General features: G+C 66.3%; 9 protein-coding genes. 5 read left to right on the top strand and 4 right to left on the bottom strand.

All coding sequences use genetic code 11. From position 1 onward, the window contains the following. The first annotated feature begins 24 nt into the window (after positions 1 to 24). Positions 25 to 1,275: an MFS transporter gene (locus sphsw_RS09440; protein ID WP_042466990.1), complete on the top strand. Its 1,251-nt coding sequence runs from the start codon at positions 25 to 27 to the stop codon at positions 1,273 to 1,275. An 87-nt stretch (positions 1,276 to 1,362) separates the two neighbouring features. Continuing rightward, entirely contained in the window at positions 1,363 to 3,690 is a 2,328-nt protein-coding gene (locus tag sphsw_RS09445) for a TonB-dependent receptor (RefSeq protein WP_081874245.1), read from the top strand. Positions 3,691 to 3,727: 37 nt separating this feature from the next. On the opposite strand, the gene sphsw_RS09450 is transcribed toward sphsw_RS09445, so the two are convergent. Continuing rightward, positions 3,728 to 5,134 (bottom strand): coniferyl aldehyde dehydrogenase, encoded by a 1,407-nt coding sequence (locus sphsw_RS09450; RefSeq protein ID WP_414712096.1) that lies wholly within the window; start codon positions 5,132 to 5,134, stop codon positions 3,728 to 3,730. Positions 5,135 to 5,386: 252 nt separating this feature from the next. On the opposite strand from sphsw_RS09450, the gene sphsw_RS09455 reads away from it, so the two are divergent. Next, positions 5,387 to 6,364 carry an alpha/beta fold hydrolase gene (locus sphsw_RS09455; RefSeq protein ID WP_042466999.1) on the top strand — a complete coding sequence of 326 codons (978 nt, stop codon included), beginning with the start codon at positions 5,387 to 5,389 and terminating at the stop codon, positions 6,362 to 6,364. A 15-nt stretch (positions 6,365 to 6,379) separates the two neighbouring features. On the opposite strand, the gene sphsw_RS09460 is transcribed toward sphsw_RS09455, so the two are convergent. From sphsw_RS09460 to sphsw_RS18845, 3 genes are all read right to left on the bottom strand, one after another. Then, a complete protein-coding gene (locus sphsw_RS09460) occupies positions 6,380 to 8,020 on the bottom strand; it encodes a Na+/H+ antiporter (RefSeq protein ID WP_031440396.1) in 1,641 nt (546 codons plus the stop codon). A gap of 77 nt (positions 8,021 to 8,097) precedes the next feature. Further along, complete coding sequence (locus tag sphsw_RS09465; protein WP_031440397.1) at positions 8,098 to 8,712, bottom strand: response regulator transcription factor; 615 nt, start codon at positions 8,710 to 8,712, stop codon at positions 8,098 to 8,100. Positions 8,713 to 8,731: 19 nt separating this feature from the next. Beyond that, positions 8,732 to 11,200, bottom strand: a complete 2,469-nt coding sequence (locus tag sphsw_RS18845) for a PAS domain S-box protein (RefSeq protein ID WP_235188347.1) — start codon at positions 11,198 to 11,200, stop codon at positions 8,732 to 8,734. Here sphsw_RS18845 and sphsw_RS19770 point away from each other — a divergent pair. Both sphsw_RS19770 and sphsw_RS19775 read left to right on the top strand, forming a co-directional pair. Beyond that, the gene (locus sphsw_RS19770; protein ID WP_159510654.1) at positions 11,172 to 11,507 is read left to right on the top strand and encodes a hypothetical protein; all 336 of its coding nucleotides are present in this window, start codon (positions 11,172 to 11,174) and stop codon (positions 11,505 to 11,507) included. The two genes, sphsw_RS18845 and sphsw_RS19770, sit on opposite strands and share 29 nt — an antisense overlap. Positions 11,508 to 11,749: 242 nt before the next feature. Then, a partial coding sequence (locus sphsw_RS19775) for a hypothetical protein (RefSeq protein ID WP_052149058.1) occupies positions 11,750 to 12,342 on the top strand: 593 nt, incomplete at its 3' end.

The following is a 12,342-nucleotide window of genomic DNA, read 5'->3' on the forward strand; positions in this document are numbered from 1 at the left end:
TCCTCTTGTCCATGCTCGCCCGCTATGACTTTGCCCATCAAGACCGTCGCGCAACTCAGCGCCCGTGGCCGCACATTGCTGTTCGCGCTGGTCGTCACCGCCGGCATCCTCAACCTCGTCGACCGCCAGATCATCGCCGTGCTCAAGCCGACGATCGCCGCCGATCTCGGCTGGAGCGACGATGATTACGGGACGCTCGCCGCCTGGTTCCAGGGCGGCGCGGCGTTCGCGTTCCTGTTCACTGGCTGGATCGTCGACAAGCTCGGGGTGAAATGGGCGAACCCGATCGGCGTCGCGGCGTGGAGCATCGCCGCGATGGCGCATGGCTGGGCGCGATCGATGACCGAGTTCGTGATGATCCGCGTGAGCCTGGGCGCGACCGAGGCGATGGGCACGCCGACCGGGATCAAGACGATCGCGTCGGTGCTGCCCAAGAACTGGCGGTCGAGCGGGTTCGGCGCGACCAATGCTGCCAACAGCATCGGCGCGATCCTGGCGCCGCTGGCGATACCGGGGGTCGCTCTGCTCGTCGGCTGGCGGGGGACGTTCGTTGTCGCAGGTGCGCTCGGGCTAGCCTGGGCGGCGGTCTGGCTGATCGCGACCCGTCGCCTGCGCTTCACCTCGCAGCCCGTGGGCGCCGCAGATGCCGCGGCACCGGTCGGCGAATACGGCCCGATCCTGCGCAACCGCCAGACCTGGGCGATCGCGGTCGCCAAGATCCTGTCCGACGCGACCTGGTGGCTGATGCTCTTCTGGTTGCCCGACTTCTTCCACCGCCAATATGGGCTGAGCGGGGTCGCGCTCGGTGTCCCGCTGGCCATCGCCTATGGCGGCGCGGCGGTCGGCTCGCTGCTCGGCGGCGGCGTGGCGACCCGGTTGCTGAGTTTGGGATACAGCGTCAACGCGGTCCGCAAGGGCATCCTGCTCGCCGCCGCGCTCTGCGTCCTGCCCGTTCCACTCGTGCTTTACGTCGGCAGCTATCCCGTCACGATCGCGCTGATGGCGCTGACGCTCGCCGCGCACCAGGCGTTCTCGACCAACCTGTTCGCGCTGATCGCCGACGTCGTCCCGCAGGACAAGCTCGGCCGGGTCACCGCGTTCGGCTCGTTCAGCGGCAATGTCGGTGGTATGGTGATCGCCAAGGTCGCCGGCCTCGTCCTGACCGCCGGGCTCGGCTACCTGCCGCTGTTCCTGTTCGCCAGCGTCTCCTATCTGCTTGCGGTCGGCTGGATTCAGCTGCTGCTGCCGCGGTTGCGCCCGGTCGAGGGGCACTAAAGCTGATACGATGCGCCTGCATCCAGATCTATATACCCATCGGCTGAATGGGATTTAAAAGACGACATCATCTTCGGGAGGGATATCATGATCGATCCACGCCATGTGGCGCTGCTGGCCGGCACCGCGCTTGTGACCCTGGCCACGCCGGCATTCGCTCAGGACACGGCCCCGGCGCCGGCAGTCGCGACGCCCAAGGCGGCGACGCCTGCCGCCGACACCGGCGAAGACGTCGTCGTCACCGCGCGCTTTCGCAACGAAAGCCTTCAGTCCGTACCGATCGCGATCACCGCCGTCAGCGGACAGTCGCTTGCCGAACGCCAGTTGAACACCGTCGAGAACATCGCCGCGACGATCCCCGCGGTCGGCTTTCGAAGCGGTGCGTCGAACAAGGACCGGACGATCTTCATTCGCGGCGTCGGCACGATCACCACCTCGCCGGGCGTCGAGCCGTCGGTGTCGACCGTGCTCGACGGCGTCGTCCTCACCCGCCCCGGCCAGTCGACGCTCGACCTGGGCGAGGTCGAGCGGATCGAGGTCCTGCGTGGGCCACAGGGTACGTTGTTCGGCAAGAACGCGTCGGCGGGCGTCGTCAACATCGTCACCCGCAATCCGACCGACGAATTCCGGATGTTCGGCGAAGCCGGCGTCACGTCGGACGAGGAATACCGGATCAAGGCCGGCATCTCGGGCGCGATCGTGCCCGGCAAGGTCCAGGCGCTGATCGGCGGCCTTTACGACGACTTCAAGGGCAATGTCCGCAACGTTACCCGCAACGACGACGTCAACGGCTATCGGCGCTACGGTGCGCGCGGCAAGCTGGTGATCACGCCGTCGGACGCGCTGAAGTTCACAATCATCGGCGACTATCTCAATTCGCACGATACCACCCCGACCAGCGTCTATGCCAGCACCAGCCGGACCGCCTACCCCACCGGCACCGTCACCAATTCGCCCGACCTGGCTGCCGCGCTTGCGGCAAGCGGCATCCGTGCGAACGCCAGTAACCGCCGCACGAACAACGATACGATCACCGACGTCCGCGACGAGAATTACGGCGGCTCGTTCACGGGCGACCTCACCCTCGGCGACTATCACCTCACCTCGATCACCGGTTGGCGGCAGTGGCTAAACACGCAACGTCAGGATTATGACAGCGTCGCCGCGCTTTCGACCGCCTTCCCGTCCGGCCAGGACACGGGGCGGGTGAACACCAAGCAGTTCTCGGAGGAGCTGCGGCTCACATCGCCCAAGGGCGGGCTGATCGATTACGTGCTCGGCGCCTATTATCTCCACGCCACCACCGACGAGACCTATCAGCGGACGCTGACGTCGCTCACCGCTGGTGGTACGCGCAGCACGACGACGGGCGTCGCGAACTACGGCATCACCAACGACAATTTCGCGCTGTTCGGCGAGGCCAACGTCAATTTCACCAAGCGCTTCCGTGGTATCGCGGGCTATCGTTCGACCTGGGACAGCCTGGATTTCTACCATGTCCGCACGTCGAGCGCGGATCCCCTCAATACCGGCGCAGCGGCGCTCGATCGCCCCGGCGTGCGCGCCTATCACAATGCCAGCGACGGGCTCGATCGGCGTGGCGACAGCTACCGGCTCGGTCTCCAATATGATCTCGGCGATCATGCGCAGACCTATTTCACCTATTCGCGCGGCTACAAGGGGCCCGCGTATAACGTGTATTTCAACATGCGGTCGCTTAACGCCACGACGCCGCTCGACGAGGTCCCGCTGAGCCCGGAGACGTCGAACTCCTATGAAGTCGGGTTGAAGGGCAGCACCGCGGACCGCGCGCTGAGCTACAGCCTGGCTGCATTCACGACGAACTTCGACGGGTATCAGGCCAGCTTCAACGACGTCGTCGCAGGCGCGCAGGTCAGCCGCCTGATCAACGCCGGCTCGGTGCGGTCGCGCGGTGCGGAGGCGGACGTGACGCTGCGCCCGACCAAGGGGCTGACGCTCGACATCTCGGCCGCCTATACCGACGCAACGGTGCGCAATTTCCTCTGCCCGCCCGGCGCGCCGACGAGCTGCAACATCGACGGCCAGCCGCTTCCCTATGCACCCAAGATCAAGCTCTATGAGAATGCGGCGTACCGCTTCGGGCTCAGCGACAGCCTAGCACTCGAACTGCAGAGCGACGTGACGTTCAGCAGCAAGGTGCAATATGCGCTGGCGCAGACGCCGAGCACCGTGCAGCCCGCCTATGCGATCTGGAATGCGAGCGTCGCCCTGCTCAGCGACCAGTCGGGCTGGCAGTTGCGCGCCTATGTGAAGAACCTGACGAACACCTCCTATTCGTCGTTCCTCACCGCAGGGACGTTCGCAGGGACGGTCCGGTTCGTCCCGCGTGACGACCAGCGCTACGCCGGGCTGCTGCTGCGCAAGGACTTCTGACCGCCGCTGGCCGCGGCGGACCGGTTGGACGCGCGGTTCATCCGATCAGCCGCGCGGCGGCCTTGCGCGCGGTTGCACCATAGGGGGGCTTCAGGCCAGCCAGTTTGGCGACGTCGAACCGCGCCTGCCGGAAGACCGCGCGGGCATGGCTGAACGTACGGAACCCGTCTGCGCCGTGATAGGCGCCCATGCCCGACGGGCCGATGCCGCCGAACGGCAGATCCTCCATCGAGACATGGAGGATCACGTCGTCGAGGCTGACGCCGCCCGACACGGTTCGATCGAGCAACCGGCGACGCTCGCCCGCATCGCTGCCGAAGTGATAAAGGGCAAGCGGCCGGTCGCGCCGGTTGATCTGGCCGATCGCGTCGTCGATATCGTCATAACGACGGATCGGCAGGACCGGGCCGAAGATCTCCTCCTGCATCACGATCATGTCATCGGTCGCGTCGCGGACGATGTGGAGCGGCATCTTGCGCGTGTTCGCACCGCTGAGGTCCTCGCCCGCCGGATTGACGATCTCGACCCGCGCGCCCTTGGTTCGGGCATCGTCGAGCCAGTCGTTCAACCGCGCCATGTGACGGTCGCTGACCAGCGACGTATAGTCCGGGTTGTCGAGCAATGTCGGATACATCGCGCTCGCCGCTGCGGTCAGCCCGGCCACCACCGCAGGCTCGTCCGCGTCGCGGACCAGCATGTAATCGGGCGCGAGACAGATCTGGCCGGCATTCAGCATCTTGCCAAGCGCCACCCGCTCCGTCGCGCGTGCGATATCCGTCCCGTCACCGATCACCACTGGCGACTTGCCGCCCAGCTCCAATGTCACGGGGACGAGATTGTCAGCGGCAGCGTGGAGGATATGGCGCCCGATCCCTGTCGCGCCGGTGAAGAGCAGATGGTCGAACGGCAGGCTGGCGAACGCCTTGCCGACCTCCGGCCCGCCACCGACAAAGGCGAGCTCGTCCGCCGCGAAATACCGCCCGACGAGCTCCTCGAACAGCGCACCCGTGACCGGGGTATATTCGCTGGTCTTGACGATCGCGCGGTTGCCGGCCGCGAAGATGCCCGCAAGCGGCGCCATGATGAGGTTGACCGGGAAATTCCACGGCGCGATCACCCCGACCACGCCCTTGGGCTGATATTCGACCCAGGCCTTCGCGCCGAGCAGCCCTAGCGGAAACTGCACCGCGCGCCGCTCCGGTTTCGCCCAGCGGTCGAGATGCTTGATCGCATGGGTGATCGGCGCAATCGATCCGGCGATGTCGGTGATCATCGACTGCTCGCGGCTCCGGTGACCGAAATCCTCCGACAGTGCATCGCAGAACCGTGTGGCGGACTCGCGGATCATCGCCGCGGCCCGTTTCAGTCGGTCCTTACGGACCGACAGCGGCTCGGGCATCGCCGCCATCGACGCCGCCCGCTGCGCCGCCAGGATCGCCATCATGTCGGTCATCACCATCTCCCATCCGGCGCACCCGCCCGGCCCGGTTCCAATATTAGCGTCATGCCGCCTGCGCCTGCCGCTTCGCAAGCGGGTTGCATACCGCCCATGCAACATCGACGAGATGATAGAGCGGCTCACCCCCCTTCCTGAAATGGGGTCCGCGCGAACTGGCGCTCGCGGGCGGTTATTCCAAACGTGCCGGAGGCTTGGCGGGACTTGTCGGCGCAATCTATGTGTCGGCGGATGACGCATATGAAAGAGAACAACCGCGCGGCGCCCACGCCGCCTCGCCATCCGGCCGCGCGTGCAGCCGGTCTCGCGCTCAGTGTGGTGGCCGGTCTTGCGCTGTTTGCCAGGCTAGCGGCGAACCGCGTGGAACGCCGCGTGCCCGCCGACGGCAGGTTCATCGATATCGACGGGCGACGCGTGCATTACCTCGAACGTGGAACGGGCCCGGCGATCGTGATGATCCACGGGCTTGGCGGGCAGATGCGCAACTTCGGCTATGCGTTGCTCGACCGACTGAGTGCGGATCACCGCGTGATCCTGATCGACCGCCCGGGCTCGGGCTATTCGGCGCCGATCGCGCAGGCCAATATCCGTGCACAAGCCGCGCATGTCGCGGCGTTCATCACCGCGATGGGGCTCGACCGGCCGCTCGTCGTCGGCCACTCGCTGGGCGGCTCGATCGCGCTCGCGCTGGCGCTCGATCATCCGCGGCAGGTTGGCGGGCTCGCGCTGATCGCACCCCTGACCCAGCCACTCGCCACCGTGCCGCAGATCGTCGCAACGCGCGCCATCGCTACGCGAGCGATGCGCAGCGCGCTGGCATGGACGGTCGCCACGCCCGCGGCGTTGCTCGCGCGACCCAGCGGCGCGCGCATGGTCTTCGCACCCGATCCGGTACCCGACGATTTCGCGACACGCGGCGGCGGCGCGCTGATCGGTCGTCCATCGGCCTTTGCCGGAGCGGCGGCAGATCTCGTAGCGGCAAATGCCGATCTGCCCGCGATGGTCGACCGCTATCCTTCGCTGTCTGTCCCGACCGCGATCCTGTTCGGACGCGACGACGCTGTGCTCGATCCGCTGGCCCACGGCCAGGGTCTCGCCAACGCCTGTCCCGCCGCAGCGCTCACGCTGGTCGCAGGCGGCCACATGATCCCCGTGACACGACCCGATGACGTGGTCGCATGGCTTTCCACGCTGAGAAAGCCCGGCGCTCCCGTCTGAGGCCCTCGCAGACCGTCAGCTGCGATACCGGGCCTCTACGAGGTCGAGTTCACGGACCAGCTTGCGGATCGTCGCACTGCCGATCCGGCGATCGCGCGCGAGATCGACGATCGTGCTGCGTTCCGCCTGGAGCGCGACGAGCTTGAAGTCCCGCTCGATCCGGTCCTGCACACGCGCGGCCGCGGACGCCTTGGCAGAACCGCTGCGGCTGTCGATCCGGTCGCGATAGATGTCCATCACCCGGCCGCCCGCCGCCGCATAGAAATCGCCGTCGCCCATCCGTTTGGCCAGCTCATGCTGCGACCGCTCGACCGCGCGGATCGCCGCTTCCGCCGCCGCGACCCGCGCCGCGTCCTCTTCCGCGAGCAGCGACGGCTCGGGCGGCATCGTCAGGCCGTTGAGGAGGATCGGCAAGCCGACGCTCGCCAGCACCAGCGACACGATGATCACCCCAGCGGCCAGGAATATGGCGAGGTCGCGCGCCGGAAACGCGGTGCCGTCGTCGAGCACGAGCGGAATCGTCAGGACGCCCGCCAGCGTGATCGCCCCGCGGACACCCGCCAGCGACATCGCCGCGACCACCCGCCAGTCCGGGCTGTGAACGGTCACCCCGTCGCGATAGCGTCGGCGCAGCAGTGTCAGCCGCAACGACACCCAGACCCAGACGAACCGCAGGGCGGCGAGTCCGGCGACGATCGCGAGGACATAAGCGGCAAGCCAGCCGGTGCTGTCATGCCCCGTCATCTTGACCGTCGTCCTGGCACCCGCAAGGATCGCCGGCAGCTGTTCGCCGAGCAGCACGAAGATGATGCCGTTGAGCGCGAACTGGATCGTGTCCCACACCGAGTTGCGCCGCATCCGTGTATTGGGCAGCGCCTGACGCGATATCTCGGCATAGGTCATCGTCACGCCCGCCGCGACGGCCGCGAGGATCCCCGACGCGTGAAGATGTTCGGCGAGGAGATAGGAACCGAACGGGATCAGCAGGCTGACAAGGATCTGCGACCCCGATTCTTCGCCGAACCGCCGCGATACCCAGGCTTTGGCGCGCGTGACCGCGAGCGTCAGGCCGACGCCCACGACGATCCCTGCGCCGGCCACCCAGACGAAGTTGATTGCGGCGGAGGACGGCGAGAACGATCCGGTCAGCGCCGCGGCGATCGCGAAGCGCAGACAGACGAGGCCCGACGCATCGTTCAGCAGCGATTCCCCTTCAAGGATGTGCATCATCCGCTTCGGGATCGGCACGCGTGCGGCGATCGCCGAGACCGCGATCGGGTCGGTCGGCGAGACGACCGCGGCCAGCGCGAACGCGACGGCAAGCGGCATCGCCGGGATCATCCAGTGAATGAACAGCCCCATGCCGATCACCGTGATCAGGACCAGCCCCAGCGCCAGTTCGACCACGGTCGAAATGTCCTTGAGCAGCTCGTCTTTGGGGATCCGCCAGCCATCGAGGAACAACAACGGTGGCAGGAACAGCAGCAGGAAGAGTTCGGGATCGAGCGCGACCCGGTACGACGTCGACATACCGATGACCGCACCGAGCATGATCTGCACCAGAGGCGTCGGCACCGGCACGGGGAGCATTCGCGAAATGGACCCGCTCAGGACTACCGCGAGCAGGAGGAACAGAACGATCGATACAGCTTCCAAAAGATACTCCCGCTTGGCGTCAGGTCCTTCCTAACCGGCACACGCCACAAACGACACCCCCTTGGACCGAACGATCGTCAGTCGACCGTCACGAGGCCGGCGGCAAAGGCGATCCGAAGCGCCTCGGACAGGCTGCGCACGCCGAGCTTGTCCATCAGATTGGCGCGGTAGATCTCGACGGTCCGCGGGCTGAGGCTCAGCGCATGCGCGATCACCTTGTTCGGCTGGCCGTCGATCAGTCCCATCAGCACGTCGGTCTCGCGCATCGAGAGCCGCGCGATCCGCTGACGCGCCGCCTGGGTCCGGTCCGCCGCCGCGGTTTCGGTTTCGAGCCGCGCAAAACCTTCATCGACCGTGCGCAGCAGGATGTGCGGATCGCACGGCTTTTCCAGAAACTCGAGTGCGCCCGCCTTCATCGCCTCGACCGCGAGCTGCACGTCGCCCTGCCCGGTCAGGATGATCGGCGCAAAATGCGGTGCGAACGGCACGAGCTTTCGCAACACCTCGAGCCCGGTGGTTCCGGGCATATGATGGTCGAGCAGCACGATACCCGGGTCGAGGCTGCTGAGCTCGGCCAGAAACGCATCCCCGGAGCGAAAGCCGCGGATCAGCAGGTTCGGACGGGTCGACAGCAGCCCCTGCACCGATGCACGGACGGCGTCGTCATCGTCGACGACATAGACGGTACGCATCCAGACATCCTTTCACGGCTTATTCCAAACAGACATGCGGCACGGTGAAGCGAAAGCAGGCGCCACCGCCCGGGGCATTGAAGCCGACCAGCTCCCCGCCATGCGCTTCGACGATCCGGCGGCAGATCGACAGGCCGAAGCCCATGCCCCCCTCCCCCTTCGATGACGTGAAGGGCGTGAACATCCGCGACAGGATCGCATCGGGCAAGCCGGGACCATTGTCGCAGATGCTGATCTCGACGAGCGCCGCTTTGTTCAACCGCGCCTCGATGAGGACGCCGCGCGCGCCGTCGGGCGATGTCGCCAACGCCTCGAACGCGTTGCGGAGCAGGTTGACGACCACCTGCTGCACCTGGATCCGATCCGCGAGCATGAAGTCGGCGTCGGGGGACAGCGCGAAGCTCAGCTCGATATCGGCATGCTGTCCGCCGGACGTCAGCAACGTGACGGCCTCACGCAGTGTCGCCTCCACGGGCTCGATCCGCATCTCGGACTCGCGCTTGGCGATGAACTCGCGAAGCCGGTGGATGATGTCGCCTGCCCGCAGGGCCTGCGCGTTCGCCGATATTAACGTGGCCTTGAGCCGGTCGCCATCCATGCCGGCGCCGCTGTCGAGGAGCAATTCGGCGGTCGTGACGAAGTTCGCGATCGCAGCGAGCGGCTGGTTGAGTTCATGCGCGAGCGCCGCAGCCATTTCGCCGACCGCGTTCAACCGGATGACCTGCATCAATTCCCGCCGGACGAGGCTCAGCCGCTCTTCCGCGGCGATCCGTTCCGAAATGTCACGGACGAACCCCGTCAGCACGCGTTCGCCGTCGACCAGCGCTTCGCCGACATGCAGCTCTACCGGGAAGCTGCTTCCGTCCGCGCGCCGCGCGGTGGTGAGCCGGCCATGACCAACGCCACGCCGATCGCCCGAGGCCGGATAACGCCGTAAATACCCCTGCTGCCACGCCTCGCGCTCGCCCGGGATCAGGGTCTGCACGTTCAATCCGATCGCCTCGGCGGCGCTATAGCCGAAGATGAGTTCGGCGGCGGCGCTGAAGGAGCGGATGGCGCCGGCCTCGTCGATCACGATCATCGCGTCGGGCACGGTTTCGAGGATCGACCGCAGCTGCGCCTCGCGCACGCGAAGCGCCGCCTCGCGCTCCTCGTGCCGCGTTATGTCCAGCGTGATTCCCGTGGTCCGGACCATCGCGCCTGCCTGATCGTAGAAGCAGCGCGCAGAGCCTTCGAGGAAACGCTGCGTGCCGTTGGGCAGTCTCAATCGATAGGTGAAACTGATGCGCGGTGCGCGCATGCCGACGGTTTCGGCGATCGTGCGCTCGACCTCCGCCAGGTCGTCCGGGTCGATCAACGCCGCCCAGCTCGGATAATCGTGCAGGCTTCCCGCGGGCAGCCCCAGACGCTGCTCGGACCCTGCGGTCCAGGTCAGCGCCCCCGTTGCGATTTCCCATTCGAAGACCCCGATCTCGTGCGCACTGCTGGCGAGCGCGAGACGCTCCTCGCTCTTGCGCAGCGCGGCCTCGATCTCGAGCCGGGTGCTGATATCGGTCATCGACAGGACGAGGGCCGGCGCACGGGCCAGCTTCTCGACCCTGCGCGCCTGCTCGATCACGTGCACCGCGCTGCCGTCGCGTCGGCGCTCGATCAGTTCACGCTCGCCATCGGCATGCGGGCAGCCCGTCGCCAAGCTGCCGTCGGCGGTGCGCGACGCGAGCAGTACATGCTTCTGCCTGCCGAGCGCCTCGTGCGCACGCCACCCGTATAATTCCTCGCACCCGCGCGACCAGTGGATGATCCGGTCATCGGTATCGACCAGCGCCATCGGTGCGGCGTTCAATGCCTCGGTCAGCTCGGACAACGCGGCGCGATGCCGCGCTGCGCTCCGCACCGTCCAGGTGACGAGCGCGCTGACCACCACGAAATTCAGCGTGACGGTCAGCAGTTCGCCCCAGACCGCAGACACCCCGGCAAGCTCGATGCTCGCCATTTCCACGAGCGGCGCTAGCACCGGTACGACCAGCAGCAGCGGCAGAACAAGTCGCAACATGTGCCATTCGGGCGACCAGGCACCGGGCTCGTCCAGAATATCACTTCGCCAGGCAAGTACCGCCAGGGCCAGCAGCATCGCGCCGATCGCGGATGGCAGGGACGTCGACGACAGATGCCACCCGGTCGCATGCAGGGCCGGGAGCATCGGGATCAACAATAAGGCTGTGCTTGCAGTCACCAAACTGCCGCCTGCGAGTGCCGCCGCCAGCCGTCCATAGGAGCGGGTATTTGCCGCGGCTGCGCCGATCGCGACGGGCAATGCGACGAGTATGAGATCGGCGACAATGCCCGGCCCCGTCATCGCGCGATCAAAGGCTGTCCGGACATCGTCCGCAAACAGCCACCCATCGATTCCATGGCTCCCGGCCGGCAGGACCAGTTGGACGAACAGGCGCTCAAGACCAATGGCGATCGGCACGGCGAGCAGCGGCATGGCCCGGCGACTGGAATGTCCGCGTGACAATATCAGGGTCGCCGCCGCCATGCAGGCAAAGGCAATGCAGCCGAACGGCGGCATTGGCTCGACCAAACCGAACGTCGTCAGCACGGGAATCCGCAGCATCCACCCGATCATCGGGACCGTCGCACACGCAAAGACAGCCGCGATGCACAACCCGGCCACAGTACGGCCCGGCTGGCTCATTGTCGAAACGGAATCGTCTTGCGTTGAAGTCTCCATGCTATCCGGCAAGTATATGCCAATACTGTATTATTACCTAGCTTATTGGCAAATATATTGACCCATAATGATGGCCAGTTCCACCATTATGGTCAGCTGTGAAAATGCGTCCATCCCGCGACTTCGGAACGACGGGGCGACCCGTCCAAAGATAGGCCGGCGCGCCTAAGCATCGGTAAACGTCACCAAATATCAGTCCGCGCCCTGGCGTCGCGGTCGCCTCAAACCGGCACCCTGCCCCTTTGACGACGATCAATGCCACGGTTCGCCATAACGGGCAGAGCGATAACCGGAGGAGCCGGCATGACGGACGGGCACGGCACGAAGCAGGACGGCAAGGCGCAGCGCGTCGATCGGGCATCACGCGACGGCGAGTCGTCCCCGGTTCCAGCGTGTCGTCACTGGCATGTCATCCGCGACGACGATCTCGCGGAGCTGCTGTCCGCGCATGCCGACCTGCGCAGCCTGTGCAGCATTCTGGAACATTGCGCCGACTGCTTGCCCGTCAGGCCCTCGGCACGTGATGCGGACTGGATCTGTGCGCGACTGGCCTTGGTGACCGAACGGTGCGACGATGGCCTCGAGCCGACGCTCGACACGCTGTTCCGGCGAACCCCGTCCCAGCCGCTGATCGGCGTGTTGCTCGATCATGTCGCCGCACACCGCGCGACCGACGCCGTCTACGCACAGGATCTCATCGTCGCACTCGATCCGCGTTCGATCGAAGCCGACCGGTTCGCGCCCGACATGCTCGGCTATATGTTGCGATGCTTCTTCGACGGCTGCCGGCGTGCCACCGACTTCACCGAGCTGTCGATCCTGACCCTGGGGCATGCCCGCCTCACGCGCGCCGCCAGGATGCGGCTGACCGACAGCCTGGCGCGTAGCACTTCACC

Origin of the sequence: Sphingomonas sp. FUKUSWIS1 (genome assembly GCF_000733135.1) — a bacterium.
Taxonomy (GTDB): domain Bacteria; phylum Pseudomonadota; class Alphaproteobacteria; order Sphingomonadales; family Sphingomonadaceae; genus Sphingomonas; species Sphingomonas aerolata.